This is a genomic window from Paenibacillus sp. plas6 (assembly GCF_057221655.1).
Window position 1 is genome coordinate 578,311 of record NZ_CM170151.1, and the last position, 19,061, is coordinate 597,371.

Here is a 19,061-nt window from a genome sequence, read left to right on the forward strand (position 1 = left end):
CCACTAAATGATGATGTAACCAAGTGCATCAAGTTGTTGTCCTTCAATCGTTACGGCAAATTTATTATAGTTAACAATCACTTTTACTCCTGAGGCATAGCTTGTTTCGAATACATTTTCTGCGAGCATGCGGTGGTTAACGATTTCTTGTGAACCGATCTTCGCTAACCCAGCACTGTATTCCTCATACAGCTCTTTTATTCGTTTTTCAACAACTCGATATTCTGTGGCAAAGTAATCTCGATATTCGGAGTACTTGAGAATATCCACATTTTTAGCAGTTAACGTAAATTTCGGAATACTGCCTAGCTCTAACGCTTGTAAAATAAAGTAATTGCTGCGCTCTGCTGATAAATTCACATTTAACGTTGTATACTCTGTCAAACCATTCATTACTAATTGTCTAAATGGGATAGACACATACATCGTTCCATAATCACTGCTTTCTCGGGATATGTTTACAGCATACTTTGCATAGCCAAGTTTATCGGCGTTAGGATTATCTAGTGCAATTTTTTTAACTTCCGTTAACTTCTGCAAATTGTCTTTTACAATTTGATTAGCAACAATCGGATCAACCACTTCTTTATTTTTGTAGCTTGCATAATACGTTGAACCGAAATCATTTACAAAAATATTGTGATATTGTCCCGAATCCTTTATAAATCGCTCAACTGTGTTGCTTAAATGCAGTGGATCGACTAAATATTCATTGGTCGTACCGTCAAATATACCAAGTGCCAAATTATACTTTTGAATATATTGCGGCTTATTATTAAAGCCATAAACGGCATGGCGCTTTGGTTTAAATCCGTCCCTTAACTCAAGCACTCTCATTAAATCAATGTTGAAAAATAGTTCATGATTGTTGCTTGCTGCATAATTCATAAGCTGCTCTAGCTCGGCTTTGCTGCCGTTCACTTTAACGAGATCTGCTTTATTGCCGATTGAATTACGCAAGCCATCATTAAATACTCCTTTATAATTGATAACTGTCGATATGCCCTCTAAATCCTTTAAAATATCAACTAACTCGTTATAGCTTGTCATCGTATACTTTTTATCGTATGGAATTCCTAAAAACCGCTTCTCTAATGTTAAGGCGCCAATAACATCTAAAAATAGCTTTGGCGAATGGTCGTAGTTAAGTTCTAATCCATATTGATCGACTAAATAGGTTTGATAAGCTTTAGCGAGATCATAGTAATTTACTTTGCTTGCAAACAGCTTATAACGTACCGTATAGTCAATATCGATAATCTCTGTTGCAGAAGTAAACTTTGCCTCATTTTCACTATATGGACCAAATACCTTTACACGAGAAAACTGCATCGTATCAAAGCTGCTATACACTTTGTTATATGGTGTTCCGCCAAGCGATGTATCCTCAACACCAAGCTGCACTTTAATTTTGCCAAGCTCTGCTCCTTTTTCGACGATACCGAGTAGACCGCTGGACTTGCCCTTCTGATCGCTATAGTATAAGCCAAACACTGGCATCATTAAATTTTCAGGAAACTCGGGGCTTTCATAAATTGTGTCATAGTAGTTATTGTTATAAATTGGCCGCTCATACTCTGGATAGCTTCCGTTAAAGGCATTCATCTTAAACAGCGCGCCAGCTCCATCAGGAACAAAAATATAGCCTTCGCTTACATTTTTAGCTGACGTCATGCCAAAGGAAGGAAATACGGAAATATTTTGCATCGTGTAAAAATCATTGCTACTCACAATTTCATAAGTCGGAACCTTAACAATTAGCTCGCCGTTATCTAGCTTTACTTCCATCGTCACAATAAAGTTTGCTGGCTGGGTAATCTGCACAGTAAGTCCATGAAGCGCACTCTCTTCAATTAACATCTCTGTCGTGTAATCAATCGCCTTAGTCATCGCAATTAAATCACGCACCAACGTTAATGGAGGCAAACCAGCGAATTTGTAATAGTACAGATCATTGGCTTTGTCGTATTGATAGGTTAACGATAATGACTCTTTATATTTCGTTGCCTGCGCTTCAGTTATCGCCCCTTCTGCTAGCTTTTGCTCAATTTTGTCAATAAAATGAGCTTGATAATGTTCCGCTGTAATTTTTTGCGGCACATATTCATTTAAGCGATACGATTCCGTTTCAAAAAAATCAAAAACAATTTGTACCCCGTTTTCAATCTGATAAAGCTTATAGCGCTGATTTTGAATTGCAAATGTATAAGCATCCCATTCGTATAGCGTGTTATCTTTGCCTAAATACTTAATAATAATCGGAGACTTATCAATTGCGCTGCTATCCTTATCAAGCGCTAAGCTGCTCCATTCTGTCCGAGTATTACTATCGACAACCTTAACATTTAATGTTTTTGTATCAATATACAGATCTTTTCCTTCACTGCTAGCTAATTTCACATTGCCTGCTTGCTGATCCAGCTCCTGAATCACCGCAGTTTTCCCTTCCTTAACGTATTCTGGCAGTGCTTGCCGCTTTATGCCCAATGCTTTTAATTGCGAAGGGATTAAAAATAGTGAAATAATAAGGATTAATAGAATCGCCGCAATGAATATCTCTTTAACTCCCGCATATCGGATACGGTTTAATGTTGTATCTCCTAGATTTCTGAGCACATTGCGTCACCACCTTTTGGTCATTTCACTAAATACCGAGGTAACAAAGCCGATTACTTTACCCATAAGCGTAAAATAAAGCATTGCCAAAAAGATAATAATGATCGCAGCGATAAAGGTCGCTAATATCGTTACGATATTCGTTAAAGCACTGTATTCATGTACAACACATAAGCCGCAAAATAGGAGAAAGCAAAACCAAACCATGCCAATCATCGTAAATGCCCTTAACAATGGTGCCTCTTCCAATGTTACGAAATTACTAAGCACAATGCCGACAATATCAAACAATAGCTTCGGCACTAAGGCATAGCACATCACAATAAAAATATCTCCTATTGAGCCATTACCATCAAACAGCGTTGTAATGCTCCAATTGCTTATAAGAAATAAAACTATCGGAAATAACGTCGTAATAAAAACAACGACACTGTTTAAGTAATGAATGGGAAAACTGTTTAATATAAACCCTGTATATTGATAGTCTAAAACCCCAACAATGCCAACGAGCATTAGCACGATAGTAGGTAAAATATAATTTTTCTTCCGATGATTAATAACGTCATAAAATCCATCAAACGGATGGAACAATACATTAAACATTAGCTTTCCATCTGCAATCATTGACATAAATACAGATCATACCCTTTCTAAACGGATTTATTAAGTAATAAGCATTGCTTAACCGTTCTTTCTGTTATATCTGTATTCCGAATAAATTAGGTAGCCAGCTATAAGTAAAACCGGCAACACAAGCCAAACAAAGTAACGCTGGATAAAAATATTGCGGTAACCAGCAAACGCCTTAGAGTAATAATTTCGCGCATTGCCTAACTTGGTATAGTACATCGCTTTTTCATATTCATCCTGCATTAAATAGTTTCTGCCTACACCGGTATAAGCAATATCATAGTTAGCATTTAGTTCAAGCGTTTTGGCATAGCTTGTTCCCGCTTCTTCCCATTGCCCGTAATAATATTGCTTCTCGGCATTTAATGCCGCTTCACCAAACTCAGTTGGCTGATAAATATGTGCCACTGCAAATTGCTTATCAGCAATAATTAATTTGTCACCAAACCAAGTAATCGCTGATGGATCACGCACATCGCCTTTTAAATAACCTTTCGAGCCAAAAATATTTAATAGATCCCCTTGGAAGTTGTAAATAAATACTCTTCCTTTATTTTTATCAAGCAACGCATAGACCCCATAATCAGAAACGGCGATATCCACAAACTGACTGCGATCATCTTTCGATAAACGAACCACATCACCAATTACCCAAAAATAGCCGTTTTCCATTAATACATTTTCACCCTTCGCATTAAAGCGAAACACTTGATCCTGGGCAGAAGCATCATAAGTCGTTGCATAAATCATCCCTTCAGCGTCTAACGATAAATTGTTAAAGGCAGGAGCAAATACTTTTTTCATTTTCTCCTTTTGTTCGCTTGTAGCCATCGTTTTCCAAAAGTGATCGATTAAATTAACTTTTGGCTTATTTAAACCAAAATATCTGGAGAACGTACCATTGTTATGAATTTCAATAATCCCTTCGTAGCTCCCTTGAACGATTACACTTATTTTTCCATCCTTATCAACAACGATTTTGGAAGGCTTGAACAGCGTTACACCGACCATATTTTCAGGCTTTTCAATAATTCGTTTTAAATAATAGTTTTTGCCGTCCAGCACAACAATTCGCTCTGCACCTGTATCCGCTATATAAATCTCTTGACTGTACTCGTGATAAAAAACTCCTTCAGGTTTATCAAGCATAAGCTGTTTATTGGTCGCAGCATTAACGATAATTTTATTGTTTTCATCACGAATAAGCTTAATCGACTGAACAAGCTCTAAATTGCTATTTAACACATTGATTCTGCTTTCCACAGTATCGACTAGAAAAATTCGCCCATCCCTGCTTACAAATACATCATCAATGCTGCCTAGCTTAATACTGCCTAAATGCTGTTGATTGATCGTATTTACCCACTCAAAGGCAGGCAAACTGCGCGGAGTATCTCCCCAATAATCGTAAATATAATTTTCTTCTAGCGTATGTTCAGCAAACACTGGAGTGGAGGGAAGAAGCAAACATAATACAATTATGAATAGTAGAACCCTCTTTTTCTTCATAGCTGCTAAACTTCCTTTCCCTATGTTTATAGAGCTGCTGATGCTTATTCCACTTATTCCTTTATCCCCGTTGTTGCCATCGTCGATATGACATTACTTTGTGAAATAATAAACACCACAACTGGTACAGTAAGCATAATTAAAGTAACAGCAGAGGCAACCCCTGTCCGCGCAATACCTGCATTGACAATTTGTGATAATGCATAACTGACTGGCTTCAATTTTTCCGTGAAAATAACGCCGCCTCCTGTCGTTCCCCATAACGACTGAAACGATAAAATAATTAACGTAATCCAAGCAGAACGAGATAAAGGCATCATAATTCGCCAAAAAATCGTAAATTCACCCGCTCCATCAATTTTAGCCGCTTCAATTAACGGATCTGGCACTTGCACCATAAAATTCATCATTAGGAACAAGCCTAACGTTCCGCCGATCGAAGGCAACAATAATGCCCAATACGTGTCGATCATATGGAGCTTAGACATAATGATATAGTTGGGCAATGCCGTAACCGTGCCGTTAAACATTAAGGAATAAACGATCAGCTTGGACATCGTTTTGGAGCCGGGAAAAACATATTTCGCAAGCGGAAACGCCGCCATTGAACCGACGATCACTGTGCCAATCGTCCCTACTGCTGTAATGAAAATCGTATTAAAAATATATCTTGTCATCGGCACCCATGAATTTCCAATAATAATAAATAAGTCTTGAAAATTCGTTAACGTCGGTCGCATAACAAATAGCTTTGGCGGAAAAATAAAGATTTCATTTAACGGCTTAAACGCATTATTAATTATGAAAATTAACGGCCAAACGCTAAATAAGCCAAATATGCCGAGTATGAGCGTAAGTGACATATCGCCTAGTATACTGCGATTTCTTCGTCTAAATTGGCGAGAAATATATGCTTTTTTTATCGCTGTAATCGGATTCGTCATCTTACGCACCTACCTTTCTTAATGCTTTCTGCACGACGATATTTGTAAAGAGCATCGTAAAGAAGAGAATCGTTGCGATCGCAGAGGCATATCCCATTTCATAACGGATAAAGCCATAATCATGCAGATGCGTTAAAATCGTATGCCCAGAATATTCGACAGATGGGAATCCTGCTAATTCGATCGATAGCTGAGAAACCGAGAAAGATGAAGTAATTTGCATTACCGCACCAAATAACAGCTGTGGTCGCATGGAAGGAAGCGTAATATACCATAGCTCCTGCCAACGATTTTTAATTCCATCAATATTGCCTGCTTCATACAACGTTTTGTCGATATTTTGTAAGCCCGCAATAAAGGCAAGAAAGCTAACCCCTAAACTTAGCCATAGCTGAACGAGAATAAGAATTGGGAATACATATTCCTTTTTATCAAAAAACAGAATTGGTTCAGTAATAAAGCCAAAGCGCAGGAGCCATGAGTTCGCATAACCGTACATATCAGAGGAAAAGATAAGCTTCCAAATTAAATAGGCATTTCCTGAAATAGACGGCGCATAAAAGACAAGTGTCATAACTGCCCGCACTTTCGGGGTTAGCTCATTAATTAACCATGAAAAGACAAAGCACATTAAATAGCTGATTGGTCCTGTAATTAAAGCAAAGAACAGCGTATTTTTGACTGCGATCAAAAACACATCATCATTAACAATAAGATTGATATAGTTTCTAAACCCGACAAATGTAGGAGCTTCAAGCATATTGAAGGATGTAAAACTGATAATCATCGAAGTGATTACTGGAATCACAGTAAACACGATGAATAATAAAGCAAACGGCAAGATTAAGAGATATTTCGCCCCATGATCTTTCCATAGCTTCCTAAATGACCTATTGCTTTTTCTTCTCGTGATTGTTTGATTTGTCAGCATACTCTCTGTTTACTCCTTTTTCCTAGAATGCGAGATCGACATCAATCACTGCTCGTAAAATAAGATAGATGAAACTCCTGACGCTTTTTCGTAAGCTCCCTGTCAATCGCCTTGTTATTCAAATACAATGCTTCACGCGGATTTTCCCCGCTTGTAACAACAGCACGGAACGCGTAATCGATGGCACGAGTCGTCATATATCCGCCTGGCACCTCTGGTACACCGACTGTTGCAGCAAATTGATTTTTGAGTTGCCCTGCTGCTTTTAATGACCATGGAAGCTGATCAAGCACCTCGATATTTGCAGTCGGATAGCGAGCTGCAGAGCCCATAACTGCTTCCAACGCATTGGCATACTCCGTCTGTGTATCTGTAGATAACCACCACTTAATAAACTCCCACGCTGCTTCTTTATTGTCCGCATCATCTAGCATAATCGTATTAATCGTCGTTGCTACGACCTCATTGTTAATAGTTCCGTCTTCCTTCTGGATACCTGGCATTGGGGCAAATGACCACTGCCCGCGAATTTCTGGAGCAAACACTTCTAGCTGGTTATAGGTTGTATATGGGGCGATACCTGCTGGCATTTCACCCGTTCTAAAACGATTGGAAAACTCCGCTTGTACAGGAAGGCGATAGGTGGTAAAGAAACGCGTAACACGGCTAAAGGCTGACATTGCATTGTCCTCAGTTAATGCACTAGCAATACCGTAGTCATTTCCTTCGCCCTTGAACAAATCACCACCATATTGGAACACCATAGATGGCACTAACTCTTGTCCTGGAATATAAAAATCATAGTTATTCGCATGCAGCACCGAGATTACATGCTCTACCTCATCCCATGTCTTCGGTGCAGTTAAGTTTAACTGCTCGAAAATATCGTTTCGATAAAACAGCATAAGAAAGGTTTGCTGCTCTGGCAGTGCATAAATTCCTTCTTGAAATGTTACAGTGCGAAGTGCGCTATCATAAAACTTATCAGCGATTTCCGTGAATCCATCGAACTGAGAAAGATCTGCTAACGCATTACGCATTGCAAAGTTCACAACGGTTGATTGCGGAATTGATAATGCGACATCTGGTCCATTTCCTGCTAACGTTGCTGGCAGGATGACATCCTCTGGAATAAGCATTAAATTTACAGGAATATTGCTCTTTGGTGTAAAATTTTGATCAATTAAATCTTTAATGACCTGTGCTTGATCGCGGCCTGATGATACCCATACCGTAATTGCATCTTCAGAGTCATCGCCAAACATTTCAGACTCATCTACAAAAAAGGTTGAGAAAAAGCGAACAGCACCGTTATAAACGCTTACAAAAAAGTTTGGCTTTGCTTTTTTTAGCTCCGCTCCAGGTGCGAATAACGTAAAACTATCAAGCTGCAACGGCATTTCAGAGATCGAGGTAATCCACGTTCCTAGTGAAGAAATATTATTTGCTAGGGTAGCAATCTCATGAATGACCGATTCGGGCTTAGCCCCTATCCCTGCTGCCTGAACCTGCATTTTTTCGATCATTGCCGTCTTTTCGCCTTTTTCCCCAGTAATTCTTACTAGCTCATCGACAACCAATTTCAAGCGCTCGCTTTCCGCTTGAAATTGCTCAGCATAATTCGGTATTTTCTTAGTTATTTCATAATCAATATATTGGTCTGGCACTAGTCCAGTAATTTGCACCGTTTTCCGATAAAGATCATTTAGCACGAATACACTTTTTTCAACTTCTGATAGCGGCATTGCAAACTCGCCTAATACAACCTCCAAAGAAATTGTATTTTCGCCTTTATGAAGTAAAATGAGATATGGTTCATCTTCTTGCCCGATGACATAATTAACAAATCCTGAATGAAACGAAAACGGAATTGCCATCGCTTCTTTAAATGGCACTTCTCCATTTACTTTAAGCTGTCGATATGACATAACTCCGCGATTTGTATTTTGAACTCCACGGAAGGAAAGCTGATATAACCCCTCCTCCGGCACATCAATTTTCCACTCGATATAGTCACCAGGAGTTCGCCAATTTGAGCCACCGATTGCATTAAGCTTTATTTTGTACGGATGATAAGGCTCCGTATATGGATTGCTATAATCAGTAGCCATCGTAATATCGACTGATGATTTTTTAATCTCAAGCGTTTTTCCATCAATTCTTTCAGCTTGATAAACAAGATTTTCTTTATCGTACACTTTATAATGCTGCTTCCATTCCGCAACGACATCCTCATAGGAACGGATTTCTGGAGCTGCCTTAAGTGTCAGCTCATGTATTTCCATAGGCTCCTTGACCGATTCAAGCGTTATCGTATGTGTCCCCGCACTAAAGTAAAATTTATATGGTTCAAGATTTCTTCTTTGTGCATCGGCCAAATACACGGTCATAAGTTGCGGAGTTTCTACTGCTTGCGGCCTAATTTCATTTCCGTTGCGCTCCATAATTTGTTGACCGTTGCTATTATCCCAAACGCGGTTAAAAATGAGCTGATTCATTCCTTTGAAGTAGCTTTCATCATCAATACGCAGCATTCTTTCAATTTTAGAGTTGGTCCCATCAATCGGCTTATATGTTAGCTCGATATTGTAAAAACCGGCTTCTTTCACTTGAAACGACCATTTGATTGATCCTTGCTCTCCTGTGGCAACTGCATTGCCATTAACATAAGCCTCCATGCCATTTAGTGCTTTAAATGCTGTTACATCAACGTGAATTTCAGAAGACGACATTTTGCCATCATACCCATGAGCTGACAGGTATTCACCATAAGAATCCTCAATATATTGTTGATAGTGTTGATTGCTGTCCTCTAGCTCAATAGCAAAGACAGGGTCAGTGCTACCTGACCCTATCCCTGCAGGTATGAACATGGCTAACAATATGACAACCAATATAATTTTGAATGCTCCCTTTTTCATGCTCATACCATTAACCTCCGTGTAAATTACGAAGTGTCGTTATCGTCAAAATGAATTACTCAACTTTAACTTTGAGCGTTAAATCTGCAGTGTTGCCGACAAAGTCTGTTACGGTAATAACCACATCATATTCGCCAGGAGTTGTAACATCTAGCTCACTAATATCAGCAGTAATATTCTTTTTCAGATCAAAACCGTCTTTATCAACCGCTGATTCGATGAAATCATCTGCCCAATTAATTGCTGCTGCATCTTCATCTACGTTTACAGCACGATATTCTTCTTTAGCTGTCAATGTAGGAGCCGTTGTATGATTTGGATCGTAAACGATAACAGAATATTTTTTATTTGTTTCATTGCCTGCGTTGTCTTTAACGGAAAGAGACAAACCACCATCATATTTAGCTACGGATGCAAAATCGATCGCACTCGTATCGACTACAACTTTATCAAATGGAATATCGCCGTCCACCCCGTCTTTCGCAGTAACAAATTGATTCCAATCTATCGTTGACGGATCAGTGCCTGCTGCTACAGCAATTGGCACACCTGTTTCTGAGAAGGAAGGAGGCATATTATCTACTGGCGCACTTGCCTTTAATGCATTTTCAGTAGCGCTCATTGCATCAACAATTCGATTTTTATTTGCATCAATAGCTGCTGCATATTTAGGTGTACCATTTAAGCCATAAATCGAACTACCCATTATTTCTTCTTCCCAAATTGGTGCCCACGATAGAATCGTTGCAAACTCATTTGGCACTGGATCTGCGGATAGTGCCATAAATGCTTCCATTACCGCTTCACCATATGTTTCATTTGTTACATCGAAACCGTAGCTAAGTGCTGAGCTTTTTGCTTGTCTTGCTAAATAATCTAACGCTTTATCACTATTAGCTAAAGTTTTATAAACGGTTGACCAATAAATTCGATAAGCTTCAAGGGCAAGTCTAGTACGTTCTTGATCTATACCTTTTAGTACTGCCATTTGGTTACCAGGTGCAACCACTTGTTGATAAGCAGCATCATCAGCTGCTAGCCGGTCAGCTCTAGGGAAAGGCACTACGCCCATTGATTCACCGCGAGAAGCAAGTGATTGACCAGCCCCGCCTGACAACCAAGGCTCCATATTTGTGAATACGGTTTCACCATTGCCAAAGTCACTGCCATTCCAAGTCCAGCCTGGTGTAGGTGAATCGTCACTATAGCGAGCAGAGAACATTAAACCTTTGCTCATTAATCGGTCTATATATTCAATCGCTTCCTTCGCCTCTTGGGAATCTGCAGTTAAACCATTTGCACCATAAACTGCTCCGCCGTTAGAATGAATGGCTTGATACGCAGTTTGACGATAGTCCGTTTGGAAAGCTTTAATAGGCACATCTGTCCGAACTGGAGACATTTTGTTCGCATAGTACTCATTGACCTTTGTTAAGTAATCTTCAAATTTTGACCAAGTCCACTCGCCTCTTTTCCAAAGATCATGAGGATAGACAGTTTGACCATTTTCTTTCAAAGCATCAACTTGATCCAGATAATCAATGTTATATACAAGCGGCCAAGTAGAAACAAATGGCAGTTCATAGTTTAAGAAGTACACTGCACCGAACATTTGATTACCAAACATCCATGAATCATCAGGATCACTGAAAATATCTGCATACTCATCAAGCGGCTGGAAAATGTTTTGTCCAAGCAATGTACCTTGTGAGCCTCCCCATAACAGGGCAATATCAACAATAGGGTCATTCGCAAGAACTGATTTCAACAATGTTTCACGAACATCTTCCGGGTATTGCACCCATTCTACTTTAACGTTTAGCTGGCTTAACACTGCTTCTTCAGCAGCTTTTCTCGCTGCCAGTTGATCAGGAGCCATTCCTGGTTCGCCAGTTACTGGATCCGTCCAGTTTGGGTCATCCCCTTGTTGCCAGTGCGTACCAAATTTAATGACAATTGGCTCTCCTTTTGTTGTTTCGTTATTATCGTTCGTAGCAATAGGAGATGGTGTTGCGCTGTTTGTCGGGGTATTGTTTGAGTCAGACTTCGTACATGCTGCAATCAAAGTACTTAGAAGCATAAATATTGTTAACAACAAAAATGCTTTTTTCGGTCTACCTAACATAACCTGATTCCTCCTATATTCAACATTAATTTCAAAACAACGACTGCTAAGCTATAAATATAAGCGCTTACAAATTTGCTTTAATATAAAAGTTATTGCTCCCATCCTCCTCTCATTCGTCATTCTTGCATCAGTCCCCCAAATTTCCTAAATGAACATGTAACCTGTTTCATGAAACGGGTTTCATTTCTTTGAAAAAATATAAAAATAGAAAATCCCCTAATCACTGCCATTCTACTCTGTCATAATATTCCATGTCAATACGCGATTTTAATTATTAGAATAAATTGACATAAACGAGCAAAATTGAGTATATTATTTTTATTAAGCATGAAAGCGTTTTATTAATCCAGTTCCCCTAGCAACTATTCATCTAACCCCTAATTTTGATGCTTTATTATTTTTATTTATGAAACTGGTTTCATTTTGCTTCACTATTAACTTAGAGGACTTGGTAGAATGTCAATCCAAAAAAAAGTAATGCTGGCCGTTGTTGTTTGCGGTGTTATTAGTTTATTGGCTATAGCGATGATTTTGAATTCAAAAACAAATCAATCCATAAATTCAAATTCTGAGGAGCTAAATATGAAAACAAGTGCTGCGAAAACATTAGTGGCGGAAAATAAAGTCCATCTTATCGAACATGATGGAGTTTATGTTGCCTATGATAACGGATTTCCAATACCCGAATTCTCTACATGGAAATTAGACGAAGACAGACGAGAATATATCTCGTTAAACGGGGATTGGAAGTTTGCCTATGAACAGGAAATAAACTGTGCTGCCACAGCTGCTGACGAGCCTGCATGTTATGCAAAAAACTATGATGACAAAGCTTGGTCTGTGCAGCCCGTTCCTGCTAGCCTTGATCTTGCTTATGATGATGGAAAATATCAATATAAATTCGGCTCATTTTGGTTTAGAAAATCAATTTTTGTTGATGAGAGCTGGAGCGATAAATTTGTTAAGCTTAACTCGTTAGGCATGGGTTATCTAGCAAACATTTATGTTAATGACACGCTAATTGGCTCCAATGAAGGGGGCATGACGGCTTTCTCATTTAACGTTACCCCTTATCTTCAGTTTGGCGCGGACAATTTAATTGCGATTGAAATCGTACGACCAGCTCATGATCATCAAGATAATGGCGCATTACCGGCAGGCGGCTTTGACTGGTGGGATTACTCAGGAATTACAAGAGATATTTATTTGGAAGCTACCCTTCCTCTTACGATCTCGAAAGTGATCGTTAACGCTTCACCATTACAAGGAAAGATTGAGGCTTATGCTGTTTTATTAAATTACAGTCATTCAGAGCAAACTGTAGATTTGCTAGTTGATGCTGGCGTTGAACAAGTAGCGGCGCAAAGCAAGAGTGTAACAATTGCAGCCGATCAAGTTAAAGTCGTTTCCTTCGAATTTGCTGCTCCTTCTATCCAAGCTTGGTCTACGGATAATCCTAAGCTATATACATTAATTGCAGAAATATCTGATGGGGATAGATTAAAAACAACCTATGGCGCAATTGATATTGAAATTAACAAAACAAAAATACTCATTAATGGCGAGCAGGAATGGTTTAAAGGAGTTAACTGGCATGAGGAAAATAAGCAATCTGGACGCTCCCTATCACCAAAAGAATATGAGGCGGAAATAAACGTTGCAAAAAACGCTAATGCCAATTTGCTTCGTAATTCTCATTACAATCGCCATCCTTACGCCTATGAATATGCAGATAACATTGGCATTTATGTAATGGATGAAATCGAAAACTACTGGCTAAGTGAACAAGCGATTGGCCATCAGCTTCATGAAAAAGGGTTATCGCGTGAAAAAGCGATCGCCATGGCATGGAATCAAATAAACCATCCGTCTGTAGTTATTTGGAGTGTGGCAAATGAAAATACGCCAAATAATACGACACATCTTGCTTGGTTTAATGATATGCGAGATGCTATCCGACTAGTCGACCCTAAGCAGCGACCTGTTACCTACGCTTCAAATTCGCAACATTACCCTGTTGATATGTCCATGTCGGCAGCTGATATTATTAGCTTAAACGAATATTATGGTTTTCATGGCGGAGATGCGACTGATTATGGCGCTGCTGAATACCGAAATAAGCTAAATGAAATTCATGAGCGCTACCCAAGCAAACCGATTATTTTAACAGAAAACGGCACCTGGTCTACGTTAGGCGATCGTTCGCGTCAGCAATGGCATGCTGGCAACTTTGCTGCGCATTGGGACGTCACCGTTTCAGCACCGTTTACATCTGGCTATGTTTTTTGGAGTATGAAGGATTATCGAAGCAAAATGGATTATACGAAAAATGATGCTCAGCGATTATCATCAATGGGGCTTGTAGACTGGAACAATCTCACACCTAAACTTGTTTATTACTATTATCAGGAAGCAACCCTGAAAGGCGCTAATCGAATTTTAAACCCTAACTTTGAACGAGGGATCGAGGAATGGCAAGTTATTAGCACTCGCCCTGCTAATGAAGTTATTACGAATATAAACCAAGGATTGCAGCTTTCACTAAACGAACAAGAAAAAATACAGCTTAAGCAAGTTGCCTTTGATCTACTAGCAGGAAACTATATGCTGGAGCTGGAATTGCAAAGCGAGCAGTCTCCGGTAGCTGGAACCGTTGAGTTAAAATCAGCACATTTACCAAACGGTGGAGTAAGTTTAAGCTTTGCTCAAAATGGAATTATTCGACTGCCATTTATGCTTGAACATGTTGGTGTTACAAACGTTACAGTTCAATTAATGTTCGAAGGTAAGCAAAATGATGAAATAGTAACTTTACAATCTGTTAGTTTGTTACCAATTTTCGAGTAAGGCATGCATTAAATGATACTTAATTTTCAGAGCCAATGACAATTAGGATTGACATTGGCTCATCTATTATGTAAACTATTACTGATAATGATTATCATTATTAACTGACAAAAAAGACGTCAGAGTCGTAATTACTCTGACGTCAAAGTTAATAGTTGCTTGATTAGTATAGATTTATTGTTACATACCTAACCATTTTTTAAATAATAACTTCGTTGTATCACGATTCATTGCAGCGATTGAAGTAGTTAACGGAATTCCTTTCGGACAAGAGCGAACACAGTTTTGTGAGTTACCGCAACCTTCAATACCGCCATCTTTCATTAACTCTTCAAGACGTTCTTCCTTGTTCATTTCACCAGTTGGATGAGCATTAAACAAACGTACTTGTGAAATGGCAGCAGGTCCAATGAAGCTGTTGCGCTCATTTACATTCGGGCAAGCCTCTAGACATACACCGCAAGTCATACATTTAGACAGCTCATATGCCCATTGACGTTTTGATTCAGCCATACGCGGACCTGGTCCCAAATCATACGTACCGTCAATTGGAATCCACGCTTTTACACGTTTCAAGGCATTGAACATACGCTGACGATCAATAACAAGGTCACGAACAACTGGGAACGTGCGCATTGGTTCAATACGTATTGGCTGTTCAAGTTTATCGATAAGTGCACTGCATGCTTGACGCGGCTTACCGTTAATCACCATTGAACAAGCACCGCAAACTTCTTCCAAGCAGTTAGATTCCCAGACTACAGGCGTTGTTTTTTTGCCTTCAGCAGTAACTGGATTGCGCTGAATTTCCATTAAAGCACTAATTACGTTCATATTAGGGCGATAAGGAATGCTGAACGTTTCCTTGTAAGGCTGTGAGTCTGGTTTATCTTGTCGCGAAATTATTAAAGTAACCGTTTTGCTAGCAACAGTTGCTTCAGCCATACTTATTCTCCTTTCTTTTTATCTGATGTGTAGTCACGTTTACGAGGCGGAATTAAGCTAACGTCAACATCCTCATAAGAAATTTTTGGACCTTCTGGTGTCCAATCAGCGATTGTTGTCTTTAAGAAGTTTTTATCGTCACGCTCAGGGAACTCTGGCTTATAATGTGCACCGCGAGATTCATTACGCATTAATGCACCTAAAGTCATTGCTTCAGAAAGCTCTAACATATTCCAAAGTTGACGAGTAAATGCTACACCAGCGTTATTCCATTGTGCTGTGTCATTAATGTTAATGTTTTGATAGCGTTGTTTTAGCTCCTTAATTTTGTCAATCGTTTGCTGCAATTTATCATTGAAGCGAACAACTGTCATATTGTTCGTCATCCATTCACCAAGCTCTTTGTGAAGCATATAAGCATTTTCTGTGCCGTCCATTTTTAGGATACGCTCATATTTTGCTTGTTGCTCACGCACATAACGATCATAAACTGAAGAAGCAATGTCTTCAGCAGATTTGCTTAAGCCTTTAATGTATTCAACCGCTTTTGGTCCAGCTACCATACCACCATAGATTGCAGATAGCAAGGAGTTGGCACCTAGACGGTTCGCACCATGATATTGATAGTCGCACTCACCAGCGGCGAATAGACCAGGAATATTGGTCATTTGGTTGTAATCAACCCACATACCGCCCATTGAGTAATGTACGGCAGGGAAAATTTTCATCGGAATTTTACGTGGATCATCGCCCATAAACTTCTCATAGATTTCAATAATACCGCCAAGTTTTACATCAAGCTCTTTCGGGTCTTTATGAGAAAGATCCAAGTAAACCATGTTTTCTTGGTTAATACCAAGCTTCAAGTCAACGCAAACATGGAAAATTTCACGTGTTGCAATATCACGTGGAACTAGGTTTCCGTAAGCAGGGTATTTTTCCTCAAGGAAGTACCAAGGCTTACCATCTTTATATGTCCAAATACGTCCACCTTCACCGCGTGCGGATTCACTCATTAGACGTAATTTGTCATCGCCTGGAATTGCAGTTGGATGAATTTGGATAAATTCGCCATTTGCGTATTTAACACCTTGCTGATATGCAGCACTTGCTGCAGTACCAGTATTGATAACAGAGTTTGTCGTTTTACCAAAGATGATACCAGGTCCGCCTGTCGCAAGAATAACTGCATCGCTGCGGAACGTTTGAATTTCCATTGAACGCAAGTTTTGAGCAACGATACCGCGACATACGCCATCATCATCAAGTACTACACCAAGAAATTCCCAATGTTCATATTTGGTAACGAGACCAGCTGCTTCCCAGCGGCGTGCTTGTTCATCAAGCGCATACAATAACTGCTGCCCCGTTGTTGCACCGGCAAATGCTGTACGATGATGCTTCGTACCACCGAAACGGCGGAAGTCTAGTAGCCCCTCTGGAGTACGGTTAAACATAACGCCCATACGGTCCATCAAATGGATGATTCCTGGCGCAGCTTCGCACATCGCTTTTACTGGAGGTTGGTTAGCAAGAAAGTCGCCACCATATACTGTATCATCAAAATGCTCCCATGGTGAGTCGCCTTCACCCTTTGTGTTTACTGCCCCATTAATACCACCTTGGGCGCACACGGAGTGTGAACGCTTCACGGGAACAAGAGAAAACAAGTCAACTTGTGTACCAGCTTCTGCTGCTTTTACAGTTGCCATCAGACCAGCCAGTCCACCACCGACGACAATAATTTTATTTTTAGCCATTATTAATCGCTCCTTGTTTTATACTAAAGCATTGAGCGTAATGCCAATGCGGCATCTGCTACTTCTTTAAATTCGTCACTTCTAAATGCAACAAGCGATAAAATAAACAATAGTGAAATTACTACGAAAATGCCCATACAGATTTTAGAAGATACGCGTTGAGCACGTTCGCCAACTGTAATTCCCCAACTGATTAAAAAAGCCCAAAAACCGTTGGCAAAATGGAAAGCTGCTGCAAGCACACCGATAATATAAAGAGTAAAAATGATCGGGTTTGTCGCAATTTCATGCATCGTTAAGCCAAGCTCTTCATGTGAAGTATTGCCAAGGAAAACTTGAAAACGAGTTTCATATACATGCCAAAAGACAAAAACAAATGTAATTACACCAGTCACTCGTTGCGCTGTGAATGCCCAGTTACGGCCATATTTAAATCGACCTAGATTGGAATTAGATTGATATGCCACATACAGACCGTATACGCCATGGAACAACAGCGGTATGTAGATCATTACAAATTCCAAAACCGTCAATAGCGGCAAGCCATTAATAAAGTTTACCCCTTTTTGAAATCCTTCAGGTCCACGCTCAAAAGCCTGGAAATTCGTCAAAGCATGCACAACAAAAAACATACCTAGCGGAAGAATACCGAGCAGTGAGTGCAGCTTGCGAGAGAAATAGCTATTTCCCTTCATTTTTTAGTTTTCTCCTTTCAATCTGTAAGTGCTTACTAAAGTTTGCTTATCGTTTTCAAACCATAGCAAATTTTACCCCACGTGTCTTGGCTCGTCAACGTTCGTTCAATGATCTGACAAGCATGAAGTGACACATTTCTGCCATAGTTTTATCCTACTCCTTTTTCGCTTATAATGGAATTGCATATTTATTATTAATACTTATAACAATTTTGCATAAGGAGATACTATGAACGAGGAATTCTTTATATTTAAAGGAATTGTTGAACATTCAAGCATGAATAAAGCTGCACAAGTCTTAAATTTATCACAGCCCGCATTGTCTCGCAAAATTGCCAAGCTTGAGGTGGAAATCGGTGCCCCTTTATTCCGTCGTGTTGGTAAGCGACTCCAGCTAACCCGTATCGGTCAACTTACTTATGAGTACACGATTGCAGCTGAAAAATTGTATAAGCAATTTTTACAGACCGTAGAAGAGTTTAAAGAAACAGGTCGCAGCCAATTAACGATCGGTGCCAGCCTTACAACTTTGCAGTCAACTTTGCCTGATCTTATCGCATTACTGCGGAAAACTCATCCAGAAATCGATATTAAGGCAGTTACGGGAAAGACCCATGAAGTTGTTACTTTTGTCAAAGAACATAAAGTTGATTTGGCAGTCATCGCTTCACGGCTCGATGATCCATATGTACATTGTACACCATTATTTGACGATCACCTTATTTTAGCGTTGCCACGTACAGTAATTCAGGATGAAGAGCGTATTTTTCAAATCCAGGATTTAAATAATATGCCGATGATCTTATTTACAAAAGGGACCTGGTATCGTCTACTAACAGATGAGCTGTTTGAAGCTTATCAGCTTACTCCAGAAATATGTATGGAAATCGACTCCTTTGAAGCTATTTTAAGGTTGCTTCATACATTCCGTGCTGGAGCACTGCTGCCGAAGTCTTACTTGCGTCCGCAACTATTAGTTGATAATGATTTAGTCATCTGTCATATCCCACAGCTCGAAGCTACTAAACGTACAACATCATTAATTCATGCTGATCCGAATACACTAGATGAAGCTGTACGTGATTGCATCCAAAGAATTGCAACGTATTACCGAAGTAAATCGTAAATATACCAT

The 19,061-nt window shown here is 39.5% G+C and carries 12 protein-coding genes; 2 read left to right on the forward strand and 10 right to left on the reverse strand.

Annotation, left to right across the window (positions count from 1 at the left end; all coding sequences use genetic code 11):
• Window positions 1-3: 3 nt before the first annotated feature.
• The 7 genes from AC2TDL_RS02720 to AC2TDL_RS02750 are packed head-to-tail and all read right to left on the reverse strand — an operon-like array spanning window position 4 to window position 11,676.
• Entirely contained in the window at window positions 4-2,616 is a 2,613-nt protein-coding gene (locus AC2TDL_RS02720; RefSeq protein ID WP_484698601.1) for a DUF5696 domain-containing protein, read from the reverse strand.
• Window positions 2,617-2,622: 6 nt separating this feature from the next.
• A complete protein-coding gene (locus tag AC2TDL_RS02725; protein ID WP_484698602.1) occupies window positions 2,623-3,246 on the reverse strand; it encodes a Yip1 family protein in 624 nt (207 codons plus the stop codon).
• Between the two features lie 51 nt (window positions 3,247-3,297).
• Complete coding sequence (locus tag AC2TDL_RS02730) at window positions 3,298-4,755, reverse strand: hypothetical protein (RefSeq protein ID WP_484698604.1); 1,458 nt, start codon at window positions 4,753-4,755, stop codon at window positions 3,298-3,300.
• A gap of 53 nt (window positions 4,756-4,808) precedes the next feature.
• Window positions 4,809-5,699: a carbohydrate ABC transporter permease gene (locus AC2TDL_RS02735; protein ID WP_484698606.1), complete on the reverse strand. Its 891-nt coding sequence runs from the start codon at window positions 5,697-5,699 to the stop codon at window positions 4,809-4,811.
• A 1-nt stretch (window position 5,700) separates the two neighbouring features.
• Window positions 5,701-6,630 (reverse strand): carbohydrate ABC transporter permease, encoded by a 930-nt coding sequence (locus AC2TDL_RS02740; RefSeq protein WP_484698608.1) that lies wholly within the window; start codon window positions 6,628-6,630, stop codon window positions 5,701-5,703.
• A 41-nt stretch (window positions 6,631-6,671) separates the two neighbouring features.
• Entirely contained in the window at window positions 6,672-9,557 is a 2,886-nt protein-coding gene (locus AC2TDL_RS02745; protein WP_484698610.1) for an extracellular solute-binding protein, read from the reverse strand.
• Between the two features lie 49 nt (window positions 9,558-9,606).
• Window positions 9,607-11,676, reverse strand: coding sequence for a hypothetical protein (locus AC2TDL_RS02750; protein WP_484698612.1), 2,070 nt, complete (start codon window positions 11,674-11,676; stop codon window positions 9,607-9,609).
• Between the two features lie 459 nt (window positions 11,677-12,135).
• Here AC2TDL_RS02750 and AC2TDL_RS02755 point away from each other — a divergent pair, with 459 nt between their 5' ends.
• The gene (locus tag AC2TDL_RS02755) at window positions 12,136-14,526 is read left to right on the forward strand and encodes a glycoside hydrolase family 2 protein (RefSeq protein ID WP_484698613.1); all 2,391 of its coding nucleotides are present in this window, start codon (window positions 12,136-12,138) and stop codon (window positions 14,524-14,526) included.
• A gap of 180 nt (window positions 14,527-14,706) precedes the next feature.
• On the opposite strand, the gene sdhB is transcribed toward AC2TDL_RS02755, so the two are convergent.
• The 3 genes from sdhB to AC2TDL_RS02770 are packed head-to-tail and all read right to left on the reverse strand — an operon-like array spanning window position 14,707 to window position 17,926.
• Window positions 14,707-15,471, reverse strand: a complete 765-nt coding sequence (gene sdhB, locus AC2TDL_RS02760; protein WP_484698615.1) for a succinate dehydrogenase iron-sulfur subunit — start codon at window positions 15,469-15,471, stop codon at window positions 14,707-14,709.
• A gap of 2 nt (window positions 15,472-15,473) precedes the next feature.
• A complete protein-coding gene (gene sdhA / locus AC2TDL_RS02765; RefSeq protein ID WP_484698617.1) occupies window positions 15,474-17,231 on the reverse strand; it encodes a succinate dehydrogenase flavoprotein subunit in 1,758 nt (585 codons plus the stop codon).
• Between the two features lie 23 nt (window positions 17,232-17,254).
• Window positions 17,255-17,926, reverse strand: a complete 672-nt coding sequence (locus AC2TDL_RS02770) for a succinate dehydrogenase cytochrome b558 subunit (RefSeq protein WP_484698618.1) — start codon at window positions 17,924-17,926, stop codon at window positions 17,255-17,257.
• A 229-nt stretch (window positions 17,927-18,155) separates the two neighbouring features.
• Between AC2TDL_RS02770 and AC2TDL_RS02775 the strand changes: the two genes are divergently transcribed.
• Window positions 18,156-19,052, forward strand: a complete 897-nt coding sequence (locus tag AC2TDL_RS02775) for a LysR family transcriptional regulator (protein ID WP_484698619.1) — start codon at window positions 18,156-18,158, stop codon at window positions 19,050-19,052.
• The last annotated feature ends 9 nt before the right edge of the window (window positions 19,053-19,061 follow it).

Bases quoted from the DNA above. Each gene is read 5' to 3' on its own strand.
- AC2TDL_RS02735 (WP_484698606.1), bottom strand. From the start codon at position 5,699: ATGACGAATCCGATTACAGCGATAAAAAAAGCATATATTTCTCGCCAA.
- AC2TDL_RS02750 (WP_484698612.1), bottom strand. From the start codon at position 11,676: ATGTTAGGTAGACCGAAAAAAGCATTTTTGTTGTTAACAATATTTATG.
- AC2TDL_RS02770 (WP_484698618.1), bottom strand. From the start codon at position 17,926: ATGAAGGGAAATAGCTATTTCTCTCGCAAGCTGCACTCACTGCTCGGT.
- AC2TDL_RS02755 (WP_484698613.1), top strand. From the start codon at position 12,136: ATGTCAATCCAAAAAAAAGTAATGCTGGCCGTTGTTGTTTGCGGTGTT.
- AC2TDL_RS02745 (WP_484698610.1), bottom strand. From the start codon at position 9,557: ATGAGCATGAAAAAGGGAGCATTCAAAATTATATTGGTTGTCATATTG.
- sdhB (WP_484698615.1), bottom strand. From the start codon at position 15,471: ATGGCTGAAGCAACTGTTGCTAGCAAAACGGTTACTTTAATAATTTCG.
- AC2TDL_RS02740 (WP_484698608.1), bottom strand. From the start codon at position 6,630: ATGCTGACAAATCAAACAATCACGAGAAGAAAAAGCAATAGGTCATTT.
- AC2TDL_RS02730 (WP_484698604.1), bottom strand. From the start codon at position 4,755: ATGAAGAAAAAGAGGGTTCTACTATTCATAATTGTATTATGTTTGCTT.
- sdhA (WP_484698617.1), bottom strand. From the start codon at position 17,231: ATGGCTAAAAATAAAATTATTGTCGTCGGTGGTGGACTGGCTGGTCTG.
- AC2TDL_RS02725 (WP_484698602.1), bottom strand. From the start codon at position 3,246: ATGTCAATGATTGCAGATGGAAAGCTAATGTTTAATGTATTGTTCCAT.
- AC2TDL_RS02775 (WP_484698619.1), top strand. From the start codon at position 18,156: ATGAACGAGGAATTCTTTATATTTAAAGGAATTGTTGAACATTCAAGC.